The sequence below is a fragment of the Sphingomonas sp. PP-F2F-G114-C0414 genome, assembly GCF_003688595.1.
Taxonomy (GTDB): Bacteria; Pseudomonadota; Alphaproteobacteria; order Sphingomonadales; family Sphingomonadaceae; genus Sphingomonas.
Genome location: NZ_RCWT01000013.1, coordinates 192,315 through 208,094 on the forward strand (window position 1 = coordinate 192,315; position 15,780 = coordinate 208,094).

General features: G+C 68.3%; 15 protein-coding genes. 7 read left to right on the plus strand and 8 right to left on the minus strand.

The window, feature by feature from the left end:
- Positions 1-153: 153 nt before the first annotated feature.
- Positions 154-1,131 carry an NAD(P)H-dependent glycerol-3-phosphate dehydrogenase gene (locus C8J47_RS15475; protein WP_121886423.1) on the minus strand — a complete coding sequence of 326 codons (978 nt, stop codon included), beginning with the start codon at positions 1,129-1,131 and terminating at the stop codon, positions 154-156.
- Entirely contained in the window at positions 1,128-2,156 is a 1,029-nt protein-coding gene (tsaD, locus tag C8J47_RS15480) for a tRNA (adenosine(37)-N6)-threonylcarbamoyltransferase complex transferase subunit TsaD (protein WP_121886424.1), read from the minus strand. The genes C8J47_RS15475 and tsaD overlap by 4 nt, the downstream gene beginning before the upstream one ends.
- Before the next feature lie 60 nt (positions 2,157-2,216).
- Here tsaD and hemC point away from each other — a divergent pair, with 60 nt between their 5' ends.
- The gene (hemC, locus tag C8J47_RS15485) at positions 2,217-3,122 is read left to right on the plus strand and encodes a hydroxymethylbilane synthase (protein WP_121886425.1); all 906 of its coding nucleotides are present in this window, start codon (positions 2,217-2,219) and stop codon (positions 3,120-3,122) included.
- The gene (locus C8J47_RS19610) at positions 3,119-4,804 is read left to right on the plus strand and encodes a uroporphyrinogen-III synthase (protein WP_259467591.1); all 1,686 of its coding nucleotides are present in this window, start codon (positions 3,119-3,121) and stop codon (positions 4,802-4,804) included. Before hemC ends, C8J47_RS19610 begins: the two co-directional genes overlap by 4 nt.
- Before the next feature lie 378 nt (positions 4,805-5,182).
- Here the strand turns inward: C8J47_RS19610 and C8J47_RS15495 are convergent, their stop codons facing one another.
- Both C8J47_RS15495 and bdcA read right to left on the minus strand, forming a co-directional pair.
- Entirely contained in the window at positions 5,183-5,836 is a 654-nt protein-coding gene (locus C8J47_RS15495) for an NADPH-dependent F420 reductase (RefSeq protein ID WP_121886426.1), read from the minus strand.
- A 19-nt stretch (positions 5,837-5,855) separates the two neighbouring features.
- Positions 5,856-6,569 (minus strand): SDR family oxidoreductase, encoded by a 714-nt coding sequence (bdcA, locus tag C8J47_RS15500; RefSeq protein ID WP_121886427.1) that lies wholly within the window; start codon positions 6,567-6,569, stop codon positions 5,856-5,858.
- A gap of 122 nt (positions 6,570-6,691) precedes the next feature.
- Between bdcA and C8J47_RS15505 the strand changes: the two genes are divergently transcribed.
- Complete coding sequence (locus C8J47_RS15505; RefSeq protein WP_259467592.1) at positions 6,692-7,255, plus strand: TetR/AcrR family transcriptional regulator; 564 nt, start codon at positions 6,692-6,694, stop codon at positions 7,253-7,255.
- Positions 7,256-7,512: 257 nt separating this feature from the next.
- Here the strand turns inward: C8J47_RS15505 and C8J47_RS15510 are convergent, their stop codons facing one another.
- Together C8J47_RS15510 and C8J47_RS15515 are read right to left on the minus strand one after the other, a co-directional pair.
- Positions 7,513-8,817 (minus strand): MFS transporter, encoded by a 1,305-nt coding sequence (locus tag C8J47_RS15510; protein ID WP_121886429.1) that lies wholly within the window; start codon positions 8,815-8,817, stop codon positions 7,513-7,515.
- Positions 8,814-9,143 (minus strand): antibiotic biosynthesis monooxygenase, encoded by a 330-nt coding sequence (locus tag C8J47_RS15515; RefSeq protein ID WP_121886430.1) that lies wholly within the window; start codon positions 9,141-9,143, stop codon positions 8,814-8,816. The genes C8J47_RS15510 and C8J47_RS15515 overlap by 4 nt, the downstream gene beginning before the upstream one ends.
- A gap of 215 nt (positions 9,144-9,358) precedes the next feature.
- Here C8J47_RS15515 and C8J47_RS15520 point away from each other — a divergent pair, with 215 nt between their 5' ends.
- Positions 9,359-9,973, plus strand: a complete 615-nt coding sequence (locus C8J47_RS15520) for a class I SAM-dependent methyltransferase (protein WP_121886431.1) — start codon at positions 9,359-9,361, stop codon at positions 9,971-9,973.
- A gap of 246 nt (positions 9,974-10,219) precedes the next feature.
- On the opposite strand, the gene C8J47_RS15525 is transcribed toward C8J47_RS15520, so the two are convergent.
- Positions 10,220-11,380, minus strand: a complete 1,161-nt coding sequence (locus C8J47_RS15525) for a phosphatidylserine/phosphatidylglycerophosphate/cardiolipin synthase family protein (protein ID WP_121886432.1) — start codon at positions 11,378-11,380, stop codon at positions 10,220-10,222.
- A 128-nt stretch (positions 11,381-11,508) separates the two neighbouring features.
- Between C8J47_RS15525 and rpoZ the strand changes: the two genes are divergently transcribed.
- The gene (rpoZ, locus tag C8J47_RS15530; protein WP_056053686.1) at positions 11,509-11,853 is read left to right on the plus strand and encodes a DNA-directed RNA polymerase subunit omega; all 345 of its coding nucleotides are present in this window, start codon (positions 11,509-11,511) and stop codon (positions 11,851-11,853) included.
- A gap of 329 nt (positions 11,854-12,182) precedes the next feature.
- On the opposite strand, the gene C8J47_RS15540 is transcribed toward rpoZ, so the two are convergent.
- A complete protein-coding gene (locus tag C8J47_RS15540) occupies positions 12,183-13,121 on the minus strand; it encodes a ribose-phosphate pyrophosphokinase (RefSeq protein WP_056053689.1) in 939 nt (312 codons plus the stop codon).
- 96 nt (positions 13,122-13,217) lie between these two features.
- On the opposite strand from C8J47_RS15540, the gene gltX reads away from it, so the two are divergent.
- Complete coding sequence (gene gltX, locus C8J47_RS15545; RefSeq protein WP_121886434.1) at positions 13,218-14,543, plus strand: glutamate--tRNA ligase; 1,326 nt, start codon at positions 13,218-13,220, stop codon at positions 14,541-14,543.
- A 517-nt stretch (positions 14,544-15,060) separates the two neighbouring features.
- Complete coding sequence (locus C8J47_RS15550; RefSeq protein ID WP_121886435.1) at positions 15,061-15,726, plus strand: TonB family protein; 666 nt, start codon at positions 15,061-15,063, stop codon at positions 15,724-15,726.
- Positions 15,727-15,780: the final 54 nt, after the last annotated feature.

Genomic DNA, 15,780 nt, shown 5'->3' on the forward strand with positions numbered 1-15,780 from the left:
GGGCAACGTAGGTTCCGTGTCCTCCCCCTCCGTCACCTTCGGTGCCACCTCCCCCTGGCGGGGGAGGATTGCGAGGTCGGCTCCCCCTTGTTCTCTCGCGAAGGCGGGAGCCCAGTCTGGGTCCCCGCCTTCGCGGGGAAACAGTTTTGGGGATTAGCCCGCCTCGCCCTTCAGCGGCCGCGCGAGCAGGTCGCCGATGACGTCGCTTACCGGGGCGCCTTCCAACAGGCGGCAGACGGCTTCGGTGATCGGCATGTCGACCCCGGCGTCTTGCGCGGCTTCGCGGAGGACGGGGGCGGTGAAGGCGCCTTCTGCGACGGTGCGGCGGTCGGCGAGCAAAGCCGCAGCGGAGTCGCCGCGGCCAAGGCCGACGCCGAGCGAGAAGTTGCGTGAGCTGGTCGAGGAGCAGGTGAGGACGAGGTCGCCCAGTCCCGATAGCCCGGCGAGCGTTTCCGCGCGCGCGCCGCGGGCTAGGCCGAAGCGGGTCATCTCGGCGAACCCTCTTGCGATCAGCGCGGCGCGCGCGTTCTGGCCGAGCCCTGCCCCCTCGACCACGCCGCAGCCGATCGCGAGGACGTTCTTCACCGCGCCGCCAATCTCCGCGCCGGCGACGTCCGTGGAGGCGTAGGTGCGGAAATGGCGCGCTGCCAACCGCGTGGCGAGACGTTCGCCAAGGTCGGCATCCTCGCACGCCAGCGTAACCGCGGTGGGCAGCCCGGCGGCGACTTCGTGCGCGAAGGTGGGCCCGGAGAGGACCGCGATCGGTGCGTTCGGGTGGACGGCCCGCGCGACTTCGCCGACGAGACGCTTGCTGCCGGCTTCGATGCCTTTTGCGCAGAGGACGAGCGGGATGCGCCCGACCGGGGCCGCGGCGAGGACGCTGCCGACGTGCTGCGCGGGGGCGACGACGAGGATCGCGTCCATGTCGGCGAGCGCGGCTAGGTCATCGGTGGCGCGGATCGTCGGGGAGAGCGCGACGCCGGCGAGGAACAGGGTGTTCTCGTGATGCGCGTTGATCGACTCGACCACCGCGCTTTCCCGCGCCCAGAGGACGACGTCGCGACCTTCGTGCGCGGCAACCTGGGCGAGCGCCGTGCCCCAGGCACCGCCGCCGATGACGCCGATCTTCATGCCTTCACTCCCGCGCCACGCACCGCTTCGGCGTTCGGATCGAGCGGCCAGCGCGGGCGCGCGGCGACGTCGAGCGGGTCGGTGAGGCCGGCGGCGAAGCGCTCGGCGCCCGCCCAGCCGATCATGGCGGCGTTGTCGGTGCAGAGCCAGAGCGGCGGCGCGACGAAGCGAAGGCCGTGCGCGCTGGCGAGCGTCTGCAACGCGCCACGGACCGCGGTGTTCGCGGCGACTCCGCCCGCGACGACCAGCGCGGTGGCGCCGTGCGAGGTGCGGAGTGCCTTGGTCGTGCGGTCGATCAGGCAATCGACGACCGCGGCCTGGAACGAGGCGGCCAAGTCCTCGGGCGAATACTGGCCGACGACGCGGGCGACCGCGCTCTTGAGGCCCGCGAACGAGAAATGCGGTTCGGCCGAGCCCTTGAGCGGACGTGGCAGGGGGACCGCCTTCGGGTTGCCGAGTGCCGCGGCGCGTTCGACCGCGGGGCCGCCGGGGAAGCCGAGGCCGAGCAGCTTGGCGGTCTTGTCGAAGGCTTCGCCTGCCGCGTCGTCGATCGTCGTCGCCAACCGCCGGTAGGTGCCGACGCCCTCGACCAGCAGCAACTGGCAATGCCCGCCGGACACCAGCAGCAACAGGTACGGGAATTCGAGATCCGGGTCGGACAGCCGCGGCGAAAGCGCGTGGCCTTCGAGATGGTTGACCGCGATCAGGGGCTTGCCGGCCGCGTGGGCGAGCGCCTTGCCCGTCACCAGCCCGACCATGACGCCGCCGATCAGCCCCGGCCCGGCGGTCGCGGCGATCGCGTCGACGTCGGCCAGCTTGAGCCCGGCGTCGGCCAACGCCGCGACGATCAGTGGCTCCAGAGCCTCGACATGCGCGCGCGCGGCAATTTCGGGGACGACGCCGCCGAACGGGGCGTGCGCGGCTTCCTGCCCGAGCAGCCGGTGCGCGAGGACCTGACGGTCGCCGGTGACGAGCGCGGCGGCGGTTTCGTCGCAGGAGGATTCGATGCCGAGGATGATCATCACCTACCCCTATCGCGCCGCGCCAAGCTTGTCGAAGCCGCGCGGTTTCTGCATGGCGCGCAGATGACTCGTTTTCGGCTCGGTACGCGCGGTTCGCCGCTGGCGCTCACCCAGGCGGGCATGGTGCGCGATGCACTGTGCGCGGCGCATGGCTGGTCGCCCGACATGGTCGAGATCGTCGTGATCCGCACCACCGGCGACCGCGTGCAGGATCGCGCGCTCGCCGAGATCGGGGGCAAGGCGCTGTGGACCAAGGAGCTCGATCGCGCGCTGCATGACGGCGATATCGACGGCGCGGTGCATTCGATGAAGGACGTCGAGACGATCCGGCCCGGCACGTTGAGGATCGCGGCGATGCTGCCGCGTGCCGACGTACGCGATCGGCTGATCGGCGCGGAGACGCTCGCCGACCTGCGCCCGCACGCGGTGGTCGGCACGAGTTCGCCGCGGCGGCGCGCGCAGATGCTCCGACTGCGGCCCGACCTAGAGATCGTGCTGATCCGCGGCAACGTCGACACGCGGCTCGGCCGGGTCGCGAGCGGCGAGATGGATGCGACGTTGCTAGCGGCGGCGGGACTCGACCGGCTCGGGCGCGACGATGGCCACGCGATCCCCACCGACGTGATGCTGCCGGCACCGGCCCAGGGCGCAGTCGGGGTCGAGGTTCTCGCCGGGAGCGCGGCGGGCGAGATCGTCGCGGCGATCGACCACCACGATACGAGCGCGTGCGTGCTGACCGAGCGTGCGTTGCTCGCGAGGCTGGGGGCGGATTGTCATTCGCCGGTCGCGGCGCTGGCGTCGCTGGCGGGTGAGACGCTGACGTTGCGCGCCGAGCTGATCGCCGAGGACGGCGCGTGCGATGTCGACGGATCGATCGAGGGGACGATCGACGACGATCTCGGGACCGCGCTCGCGGAGGACCTGCTCGCGCGCGCGCCGGCCAGCGTCCGGCGGTTGTTCGCCGCATGACACCCGTCGTGGTGCTGCGGCCGGAACCCGGCAACACGCGCACCGCGACATCCTTGCGCGCGCTTGGGCTGGAGGCGCGGCAGGTTCCGCTGTTCGGGGTCGTGCCGGTCGACTGGACGCCGCCCGATCCTGCCGGGTTCGACGGTCTGTTGCTGACCAGCGCGAACGCGGTCAGGCATGGCGGCGCCGGGCTCGACGCATTCAAGCGGTTGCCGGTCGTCGCGGTCGGTGCCGCGACCGCGGCGGCGGCGACGAAGGCCGGGTTCGCGGTCGCGGTCACCGGTTCCGACGACGCGCGGGCCGTGGTGGCGGACGCGCGCGACCGCGGCTTTGCGCGGCTGCTCCACCTCGCAGGGCGCGACCGGCGCGAGACCGGCGACGGCGTCGAGGCGATCACCGTCTATGCGAGCGACACCGTGCCGATCGACCCCGAGGACGCGCGATCGTTCGAGGATGCGATCGTTCTGGTCCATTCGGTGCGCGCCGCGGAACGGCTGGCGGAACTCGTCGATGCGGCGGGTACGGCTCGCCACAGGATCGCGCTCGTCGCCATCAGCCGGGCGGTCGGCGACGCGGCGGGGCACGGTTGGCGAGACGTGACGATCGCCCCGCAACCGACCGATCCGGCGGTCGTCGCGCTCGCTGCTGCGCACGCGAACACGCGCGCGATTGACCAGCGCGCGCGTGGCGGGGATAAGCACGCCATGAGCGACTACGTGCCGACCGATCGCCCACGGGCACGCGGACCCAAAATGGGTGTGATCCTTGCCCTTGTCGGCCTCGCGTTCGTCGCGGGGCTGGGCCTTATGGGCTATGCCGCCAAGAAGCTGCCGTGGTTCGGCGGGCATGCGACGACCGCCGGGACGACGACCGCCGCGCAGAAGGCGGCGGCGGGCAGTTCGGGGTATATTCCGTCGCAACCGCTCGGCCCGAACGGCGAGCCGCAGGCCCCAGCCCCGATCGATACCGCCGTGCTCGCGACGCGCGAGGCGACGCTGGCGGCGCAATTGACCGCGCTGGAGACGCGCACCGCGACGATCGCCACCGACGCGTCCGCAGCTGCCGGACAGGCGACGCGCGCGGAAGGCCTGCTGGTGGCGTTTGCCGCGCGACGTGCGCTCGATCGCGGCGTGACGCTCGGCTATCTCGAGGAGCAGCTGCGGTTGCGGTTCGGTCAGGCGCAACCGCGCGCGACGACCACGCTGATCCAGGCGGCGCGCCAGCCGGTGACGCTCGAGGACCTGCGCCAGGGGCTCGATACGATCGCGCCGGATATCACGTCGACCACCGGCGACGGCTGGCTCGACACGATCCAGCACCAGATCGATTCGCTGGTCGTGCTGCGCAAGGCCGGCACGCCGTCGACGATGCCCGCCGATCGGCTCGCCCGCGTCCGGCGTCTGCTCGAAGCGGGCCAGGTCGAGGCGGCCCGCGCGGAAGTCGCACGGCTGCCGGGCGCGAACCAGGCGAGCAACTGGATGGAAGCCGCAGGCCGCTACGTCCAGGCGCGGCATGCCCTCGACGTGATCGAGAACGCGGCGCTGATCGGCCAGGCCGGGCAACCCCAGCCCGCGCCGGTGGTGATGCCCTCGGCCGTCACCGAAACATCGACGGTGACCGACGAAAGCGCAGGATCGCAGGCTGCCGTGCCGAAGCCGGCCGGACAAGCTACGGGCCAGTAACGACCGGTCGGTAACGACAGGAAGTTTCCACACGCCTCCGCCCGAGCCATCACGGCGCATCGCGCACGGATGGTGTCGCTGGTGACCTTATCGGGCTTCGCAACCTGAGCTGATGCAGCCACATAATCCGACTCCGGTGCCTGTCCCGGGTGCAATGCAAGCCTCGGCCGCTAGCGCAAGGCAATAGCCGCCGTGCTGTGGCATCGCCAACTTTCCCGAAACGATTGAGACAACTCCACCTCGTCGACAGCGAATGGCTGCGTTGGGGAGGAAACCGGACCGGCTGCTTTCGGGAGGGCGGGTGGCAATATCCGACGTTGGGCAGCTGCCGGCTTTCCCAAAAAGGATCGAGTTTCGAGAAAGGCAGAGCCGGCCGTTCTACCTCAGCGGGAGCCGTCTCGCCTTGGCAAGGTTCACGATCAACTCGGGGAGCGTCTGATGTTCGTGCGCGTGCCATGCGGGCTGACCTGGGCCGCTCCGCCAGGACCCGCTAAGTGGACTGTTGTCTGCTGTATCGAAGCCGAACTGATCGTAAAGCCGCGTGACCAGCTCCACCGCCTCGGGGTGGTCGCTTGATACCGACAGCGCGTGCCGCCCCGGCGTGCCAGATGGCCGCGCCGACAGGAACAGGCGCGGTGCCTGAATGTGCGTGAACGCCTTCGCGACCTTAGAGGTGGGGAGCTGTTCCTGCCGTAGCTCGTGCTCCGTCTTCTCACCGACGTCTACCACGGCGTAGCGCCCGTCACGACACGGCATGTAGTTGTTGGTGTCGAGCACGATCTTGCCCGCCAGTTGCTCGACCGGCATGTCGTTGGCGAGCTTGAGGGGGGCCGCCACCACGACGAAATCCCCCGCCTCGGCCGCATCGGCAGCGGTCGCAGCGCGCGCGTCAGGTCCGAGTTCGGCGACCAGGCGGGCCAATGTATCCGGCCCGCGCGAGTTGGCGATCACCACCCGGTAGCCGTTCGCGATGGCGGCGCGGGCGATCTGGCTGCCGACCTCCCCCGCACCAATGATGCCGATGGTGGCCATAGTTGATCGCTCCAACGGATCAGGCACCGAACGCGCCGTCGATGGTGTGCATGGCGCCGGTTACGAACCCTGCCTCCGGTCCGGCGAGCCATGCCACCATTCCCGCGACCTCCTCCGGCCGGCCGTGACGCTTGATCGCCATGAAGCCGTGCAGCAGGTCCTTCATCGGTCCGTCTGCCGGGTTGGCGTCGGTGTCGATCGGACCGGGTTGCACGACGTTGATCGTAATCCCGCGAGGCCCGAAGTCGCGTGCCAGCCCACGTGCCATCCCTTGCAGCGCTGACTTGCTGAGCGCGTAAGCCGCCATGCCGGGAACGGGCATCCGATCGCCGTTCACCGATCCGATAACGATAATGCGCCCGCCCTCGGGCATCTGGCGCGCCGCCTCGACCGATGCATGATACGGCGCGTGAACATTGATCCGGAACAGCCGGTCAATCGCGTCCGGGTCCTGGTCCAGCGAGTCGCCGAACACGGCGATGCCGGCATTGACGACCAGCACGTCGAGCGCGCCGCTGTCCTTCACGCGGGCGATCACCGCGTCGCGATCCGCGCTGTCCGTCTCCACGGCCGTGCTGCGCGTCTCGGCCGCCAACGCTTCGGCTGCGTCTCGCGAGCCGGAATAGGTGAAGACCACGGTCGCGCCATCCGCTGCAAAGCGCCGAACGATTGCCGCCCCGATTCCGCGGCTACCACCAAGCACAAGAACGGATTTTCCCTCGAACGCACCCATCGCACCCTCCTTGATCCATAACTTACGATCCGCTACATAAATGGTTCAACCCGCGCGTCAAGGTATTTGTAGTGGAGCAAACAGAAAGCCGCCGCACACGTGGCCGACCGCGCCAGTTCGACTTGGACGAAGCGGTCGCGACCGCTCAGCGCCTGTTTCACGCCCGCGGCTACGATGCGGTCAGCGTCGCTGACCTCACCCAGGCGATCGGTATAAATCCGCCCAGCTTCTATGCCGCCTTTGGTAGCAAGGCGGACCTCTACAGCCGCATCCTCGATCGTTATGCCGCCCAGGGCGCGATCCCGCTGCCCGATCTGCTAAGCGCGGACCGACCGATCGCGGAATGTCTCGTGGCGGTGCTGGAAGAGGCGGCCCGGCGCTACGCAGCCGATCCCGGCGCGGCGGGTTGCCTCGTCATCGAGGGTGCGCGCTGCGCCGACCGAGAAGCAAAAGGCGCTGCTGGCGCTTTCATTACGGCTGGGGAGGAGGCGATTTATCGATTCATTGCCGCCCGGCATCCCGATCAAGCCGCGTGTATCCAAGATTATATGAGCACCGTAATGGCCGGGCTGTCCGCCAGCGCCCGTAACGGGCACAATTTTGATCGCCTGCTCGCAACCGCCCGTCTCGCAGGAGTCGGTCTTGAACAGACGTTCGCGCTTGATAGGCAAGGTCGGGAAAAGTGAACACGACGTTCCCGTAAAGGAACGTCTGGTGGAATCTCGCCGCCTCGATCGCGTTGACGGACGTCTGCGAGTTTCGCTTTCGCGAAATCTGTTCCCAATTGCTCTTTCCCGAAATGGCCAATCGAAGACGGAGAAACGGGAAAGATGCCGCTTAACGAATAGCCGTTGTTGGTAGCTCGGATCGCTAGCCTGAACGTCCGGGTGTGGGCGTGTCCAGACTATCGAACATCGAACGGGCGGTCTTGGCCTAGCCGATCTTATTGCACATCGCGCAACGCGACGTACGCGTAGCCGATCATCATCACGCAGGCCGCGCCCGCGACGAGATAGGGTAGCGCGTGCTGGGCTTCGTACAGGCCGACGCCGATCGACGGACCCAGCACGAAGCTCGCGCCGTTGATCGACGTCACCTTGCCGGCGACCGAGCCTTGGGCGTTCGCGCCTACCGCCAATGACGACCCGGCGGTGAAGCCCGGGCGCGTGAAGCCGAAGCCGAGGCTGGCCAGCGCGTAGGCGGTCGCGATCGTGTAGAGCGACGTCGCGAGCCCGGTCAGCGCGGTGCCGGCCGCCGCCAGGACCAGTCCGGTCAGCACGAGCTGGCGCGGCGTCATGTTGAGACGCGGGATGATGCCCCATTGCGCGAGCAATGCGGCGCCGGCGCCCATCATCAGGACGATGCCGGTGGGCTCCAGTGCGAGTGCGGGGGCGAGGTGGAGGCGGTCGATCACGAGGAAGCCGATCGCCTGGCCCGTCATCGCCTGCGCGTGGCCCATCACCAGCCCGGCGATCATCCACGCGCGGATCCGGGGATCGGTATAGCCGACATGCTCGACATGCGATCCGGTGGCGGCGGCGACCGAGGCGCCGGTCGGGGCGCCGCCGATCGAGGGGTAGGCCGAACTCGCGCCGTGCGTCTCGTGCGGGGCGACGATCTTGTCGTCCGGCAGCATCCGCCGCACCGTGATCCACACCGCCACGCCGAACACGGCGAACAGGAACGCCGGGCCCGCCAGCCCGATCTCGACTCCGGCGATCGAGCCGAGGATCAGGTACGGCGCGATCGCCGGCCCCAGGATGGTGCCGAGCCCGAACGCCGAGGCGAGCAGGGTCAGCGCCTTGGTCCGTTCCTCGCGCGTCGTCTCGCCGGCGACGAGCGCCTGTACCGCCGGCGGTGCGGCTGCGCCGAACGTGCCGTAGATCAGCCGGCCGCCGATGAAGCACAGGAACGCGGTCGTGCCGCCGATCCACGCGTTGATCCCGGCCAGCAGGAACACGCCGCACAGCGTCAGCGATACGCTGAACCCGCCGACCCCGAGCAGGATCATCGCGCGCCGACCGTGCCGGTCCGACCGGTTCGCCCAGAACGGCGCGGCGATCACCCACAGCAGCGCCGATACCGAGAACGCCGCCGCCACCGCGCTGTCCGCAACCCCCAGCGATCGCCCGAGCGCGGGCAGCACCGATTGCAGCGCGGTGTTGCCCGCCGCGATCGTCAGCATGACGAGGAACATCAGCGCGAAGCGGCGGTCGATCTTCGGGCCGTCCGTCGAGGCTTCGATCATGGCCGCGTCCAGGCATAGGCGCGCTCGACCCGGGTCACGGTCACCGAATAGTGGTCGTACCAGAGTGACCGCCCGCGCTCGCGAATCGCGGTGTGCTCGGGATGGTCGCGCCAGGCGATCGCCGCGGCGTCGTCGGCCCAATAGCTGACCGTGATCCCCCTGCCGTCCGCTTCGCGTGCGCTGTCGACACCGCGATAGCCGGGCTGTGCGGCGGCCAGCGCGTCCATCGCCGCCGCCGCCGCCGCCTCGCCATAGCCGGCGGCGTCTGCGCCGTTACGGATCGACGTGAAAATAACCGCAATCTGGCCTGTACGATCGTCGTTCATGATCCGTGCTTAAGCGATGCGGTACGCTTGGCAAGCCAAGGGACAAGCTAGGGGTTGAGGTCGCGGCAAGGCGGGCGGAACCGCTTGGCGCGGCACGACTTCGCCTTCGGTTCGTCGCCCGATGCAACCCGCGGCCTTGAAACGCGTTCGGAATTCGTGCGACGGGAGGGCCAAAGCCTCGCCAGCGTGCGGGACCCCTGACCGTAAGGAATGCGATGCCCAGTTCGACCACCGCCACCCGGCGTGCGCGCAGCCGCCCTGCAGGCGTGCCGTCCCCGTGGCAGATGTTCTTTTCGGGGTTCCTGAAACACCCGGTCATGGTCGGCTCGATCGTGCCGTCGTCGGACAAGCTGATTCGGAAAATGCTGGGGCCGGTCGACTGGGCGAACTGCAAGCTGTTCGTCGAATACGGCCCGGGCGTCGGTACGTTCTGCCGGCCGATCCTCGACCGGATGGCGCCCGATGCGACGCTGATCGTGATCGATACCAATCCGGAATTCATCCAGTATCTGCGTCACACGATCACCGATCCGCGGTTCGTCGCGGTGCTGGGCTCGGCCGACGCGGTCGAGACGATCGTCGCCGACCATGGCTTCGAGAAGGCCGACTACGTGCTCTCCGGGCTGCCGTTCTCGACGCTGCCGGCTGGCATCGGCCCGGCGATCGCGGCGGCGACGCAGTCTGTCCTGCGCATCGGTGGCGCGTTCCTGGTCTATCAGTTCTCGCCCAAGGTGAAGGACTTCCTGACGCCGCATTTCGAGTCGATCGACCACGACATGGAGTGGTGGAACGTGCCGCCCGCCCAGCTGTACTGGGCGTGGAAGGCCTGACGCAGGCGCGGCCACGCCCGCGCCGATGCGCAAGCGAAGCGTAGGCGCAGCGTAGGCGCAGCGTCAGGCCCGGACGGCGGGTCGGCTAGAACTAGCCGAACCCGTCCGACGGCGGCTTTGCCGTCGGCGCTGATGTGGTCCAAGTCTGGCCCCAGGGGCGCTAACGCTGTTCTGTGTGGCTCTGGGTCCTGACTTTCGTCAGGATGACAGAAGGGGGGGGCGAAGTCCTCGACCCCGCCGCCCCCCTTACTCGTCGATCCCGAAGTTCAGCCCGCGCGACAGGCTCGGGTCCACCACCGCGACCAGGAAATACGCGCCGAGCTGCTTCAACCGCTGCATCCAGCCGGTGTTCGCCTTGTACAGCGCCGCAGTCACCTCGACCGACTTCGCGACCTCGCCGTCGACATAGCGCCGGACATGGCCCGCGAACGCCGCGTCCTCGATCCGCAGCATCAGTTCCATGTTGATGAACAGGCTGCGCATGTCGAAGTTCGCCGAGCCGATATGGACGACGTCGTCGATCACGTAGAGCTTGGTATGCAGCTTGGTCGGCTGGTATTCGAACAGCCGCACGCCCTTGCGCAACAGACCCGCATAGGTGAACCGCGCCGCGGCGATCGTCGCGTTGTTGTCCGATTTGCTCGCGGTGACGACGCGGACCCCGGCATTGCGACGGCCGGCGTGATCGAGCCGCCGCAGCAGCGCAGGGCTCGGCGTGAAATAGCCCGCGATGACGTCGATCCGCCGGCCACGCCGCATGTCGTCGCGCACCGCGCGTGCCCAGGGCGAGAGCTTTCGCGTCGGCCCGCCGATCAGCCAGCGCGTCGGTCCTTGAGTCTCACTCCACTTCGCCAACGCTGCCGTCAGGTGTCGGAGCTTGCCTTTGGGCTCGTGGATCCACTCCTTCAGCGCGTCGAAATATCCCGCCAGCCGGCCAGCCGCGGCCCCCTCGACCAGCAAGCCCAGATCGCGCCACGCCTGGTCGGCGGCGGTGCCGAAATAATCGTCCTCGATGTTGAAGCCGCCGATGATGATCCGGGCTTCGTCGGCGAGCGCGAGCTTCTGGTGGTTGCGTAGCAGGTAGCGGCGACCGAATCTGGCGGAGAAGCGACAGACCGAGATGCCGACGGTTTCCAACGGCTCGAAGAACGCGTGCGGCGCATCGTCGCTGCCGAAGCCGTCGACGATCAGCGCGACCTCGACCCCGCGCTGGGCGGCCGCGATCAGCGCGGCGTTGACGCGCTTGCCCGAGTCATCGTCGGCGTAGATGTAATAGAGTACGCGCAGCGTCCGCTCGGCGCCGTCGATCAGCGCGAGCACCGCATCGAGCCGCCGGGGGCCGGTGTCGAGCAGCGTCAGCCGGTTGCCATCGACGGTGAAGCGCGGTTGTTCGGCGGGATCGTCCATGCGCCGCGTGATGGACATGGGGGGCGTCGGTGGCAACCCGCGGGCGCGTCCGCCGCATTTCTTGACTTTGCGGGGTATCGCTCGTAGGCGACGCATTCTCATTCTATCGTTGTTACGAAGGAAGCCGCATGGCGCGCGTTACCGTCGAGGATTGTGTCGACAAGATCCCCAACCGGTTCGACCTGGTGTTGTTCGCGGCCCAGCGTGCGCGCCAGATCTCGGGCGGCGCCGAACTGACGCTCGAGCGCGACCGCGACAAGAACCCCGTCGTCGCGCTGCGCGAGATCGCCGACGAGAACGTCAAGCCGGCGCATCTGAAGGAACAGGTCATTCAGGGCCTGCAGAAGGTTCGCGTCGACGATGACGACGAGGTCGATGCTGTGGGCAGCCTGTCGGCGTCGGCCGAGGCGCTTCGCCTGACCGCCGCCGCGCCGCCGCGGAACCAGAATCTGGGTGCCGATTACGAGGGCTGATTGGCTCTTGGGATTGGTATCGTGAAAAGACCCGCGGCACGCCGAGTGCCGCGGGTCTTTTCGTATCTGCGGCTGTGAGAAGGCGTGACGGCGACCACGAACCCTTTCCGTCATCCTGACGAAAGTCAGGACCCAGGGTTACGAACGATGACGCCGGTGGCTCTGGGTCCTGACTTTCGTCAGGATGACGGAGGCAGAGGTGGTGCCAGTTGGCGCGCCGTCGGCAAAGCCGTCGTCGGACGGTTCGGCATTAGCCGACCGCCGGCCGTGCCGGGCGCTGCCCGCTATCGCGGGCATCGGCGCGGACGTGGCCGCGCCTGCGCCCGTCATCAGTCAAACAGGCTCGACACTGACGTCTCGTCCGCAATCCGCTTGATCGCCTCGCCGAGCAACGGCGCGATCTGGAGGTGGCGGATCTTGCCGTGCGCGCCCTTGATCACGTCGTGGTTGCCGATCGAGTCGGTGATCACGAGTTCGCGCAGTTCCGAGCCCTCGACGCGCGCTACCGCACCCCCCGACAGCACGCCGTGCGTGACATAGGCGACGACGTCCTCCGCGCCCGCTTCCTTCAACGCCGCCGCCGCGTTGCACAGCGTGCCAGCCGAATCGACGATATCGTCGACCAGGATGCAGAAGCGTCCCTCGACCTCGCCGATGATGTTCATCACCTCCGACTCGCCCGCGCGCTCGCGGCGCTTGTCGACGATCGCGAGCGGCGCGTTGTCGAGCCGCTTGGCGAGCACGCGCGCACGCACTACGCCGCCGACGTCGGGCGACACGACCATCAAATTCTTGCCCTTGAACCGCGCGAGGATATCCGCGGACATCACCGGCGCCGCATAGAGATTGTCGGTCGGGATATCGAAGAAGCCCTGGATCTGGCCGGCATGCAGGTCGACCGACAGCACGCGGTTCGCGCCCGCGACGGTGATCAGGTTGGCGACGAGCTTGGCCGAGATCGGCGTGCGCGGGCCCGGCTTCCGGTCCTGCCTTGCGTAGCCCATGTACGGGATCACCGCGGTGATGCGGCGCGCCGACGCACGCTTGAGCGCGTCGATCATGATCAGCAATTCCATGAGATTGTCGTTGGCGGGGTAGCCGGTCGACTGGATCACGAACACGTCCTCGCCGCGGACGTTCTCGTTGATCTCGACGAAGACCTCCTCGTCCGCGAACCGCCGCACGCTGACGTCGGTCAGCGGGGTTTCGAGATAGGCGGCGATCTCCTGCGCGAGAGGCAGGTTCGAATTGCCGGTCATCAGTTTCATGAAAGTCTTCCCCGCTCGATCACGCGAACCCCTTAGGCGCACGAATCGTGTGGTGGAAGGGTTTGCCCGCCGACGCACTCCCAGTAGAGCGGCGAGATGACCGTGATCACCCGTTTCGCCCCCTCGCCCACCGGCCGGCTGCATGTCGGCAATATCCGGACCGCGCTCCACAACTGGATGTTCGCGCGCGCGCAGGGCGGCAAGTTCGTGCTCAGGATCGACGATACCGATCCCGAACGCAGCGAAGAGCGCTTCGTCGACGCGATCCGCGCCGATCTCGACTGGCTCGGGATGACGCCCGACGCGGAGCAGCGGCAGTCGGCGCGGTTCGCTTTGTACGAGGCGCGGTTCGCGGCGCTGGTCGCGAGCGGACACGTGTATCCCGCGTACGAGACCACGCAGGAGCTCGACCTGAAGCGCAAGATCCAGGCCGGGCGCGGATTGCCGCCGATCTATGATCGCGCGGCGCTGGCGTTGGACGACCACGCGCGGGCGAAGCTGGAAGCGGACGGCGTGAAGCCGCACTGGCGGTTCAAGCTCGATCACGACTCGGCGATCGCGTGGGACGACCTGATCCGCGGCGTGGCGCATTTCGAGGCGAAGACGATGAGCGACCCGGTCATCCGCCGCGCGGACGGATCGTGGCTGTATATGCTTCCGTCGGCGATCGACGATGCCGAGATGGGGGTTACGCATGTCGTGCGCGGCGAGGATCACGTGTCGAACACCGCACTGCAGTTGCAGATGTTTGCCGCGCTCGGCGTCGCGCCGCCGCGGTTCGCGCACGAGGCGTTGCTGACCGGGGCGGAGGGGAAACTGTCGAAGCGGCTCGGTTCGCTCGGCGTCGATCATTTCCGCGAGGTCGGGATCGAGCCACAGGCGGTGCGTGCGCTGCTCGCGCGGATCGGGACGAGCGACCCGGTCGAGCCGATCGCCGACGCCACGCCGCTGATCGCTGGGTTCGACTTTGCCCGGTTCGGGCGCGCGCCGGCGCGGTTCGACGAGGCCGAACTGACGGCGTTGAACGCGCGGATTTTGCATGCGCTGCCGTTCGAGGCGGTGGCCGCGCGGTTGCCTGGGGGCATGGATGTGGCGGCTTGGGACGCGGTGCGGCCGAACCTCGTGACGCTGGCGGATGCGGCGGACTGGTGGGGCGTGATCGAGGGGCCGATCGCCGTCGAGGGCGATATCGACGCGGCGTATCTCGATCAGGCGCTGTTGGCGGCTGGGGAGATCGACTGGTCGAGCGATCCCTGGCACGCGCTGACGGCTCGGTTGAAGGCGGAGACGGGGCGTAAGGGGAAGGCGTTGTTCCTGCCGTTGCGGCTGGCGCTGACGGGGCGCGATCATGGGCCGGACATGGCGGCGCTGCTGCCGCTGATCGGGCGCGAGCGGGCGCTGGAGCGACTCGCGGCGCGCTGATCGAGGTCCTCGAAGTTCGCCAAAAAAGCATGTTCTCCCGCGAAGGCGAGAGTCCAGTCTGGGCTCCCGCCTTCGCGGCAGAACAAGGAAGAACGGGCTGCGGTCGATCCGATAGTTACAGACTATACTTTGCCGGCAGTCACTTTGCCCGCGCTCGAAAAAGCACCGCCTTTCCCTCTCACCACTACCCCGGCGAAGGCCGGGGCCCAGTTGGAAAGGCCGCAGTGACGAAGCGCCGGCTTCAGTTAGCAACGTAACCCAACTGGGCCCCGGCCTCCGCCGGGGTGGCGGCGTTGGGGGGCATGCTGCCTAACCGGTCGGATTGGTGCGCAGAACCATTCCGACGATCAGTCAATCGCGACCGCAGCCGGCACCGATCGAATGCCGATGCAATAGCACCACCACAATCCCCGCACCCCACCTCCAAACTCCTTGCCACCAAAATGTAATGATGTACCATCCCAGCCGGCGGTACCTATGTCGCCGCCATCCTCGAGGAGATGCGAAGGAGACGGTAATGTACGCTGATCGACTGAACCGGACGGGCGGATTCAATCCCGGGAGCCTTGGCGTCGCGCTGGCGATCAACTGCGCGGTGATCGGAGCCTTGTTCTTCGCAGCGCCCAACGTGCTGCCGTTCGTGCCCGACAAGCCGCTCGTCACCTATGTGCCGTACACCCCGCCGCCGCCGCCCGAGCCAACCCCGCCCGCAGATCCGCTGATCCGCCAGCAACCGCGCCCTGCCCCGCGTCCCGACGCACCGATCCCGCGGGTACCGACGCAGACGGAGACCGGCTTCACGGTCGTCCCCGATCCGCTCCCTTACATGCCGCCGATCGGAGTCGAAGGCACGGGCACCGGCACCGTCGCGGTCGATCCGCCGAAACTGCCGCCGCTGTTCGTCCAGCCCGGCATCGACCCGCGCTACGCCGCCGATTTCCAGCCGAGTTACCCGTCCGAGGAACGCCGCGCCGAACGCGAGGGCAAGGTCGTGGTGCGCGTGCTTGTCGGTGTCGACGGTCGCGTGAAGCAGGTCGAGCGGGTCAGCGCGACCACCGACGCGTTCTACCGCGCGACGCTCGACCGTGCGCTGGCAAAGTGGCGGTTCAAGCCGGCGACGCGCGATGGCGTCCCGGTCGAGGCGTGGCGATCGATGGCGCTGACGTTCGTGCTCCAGAACTGAAGGTTGCGAGGTGCGGGGCTGGCCTAGCCGGCTCCGCCCCCCTATCTTGGCGCG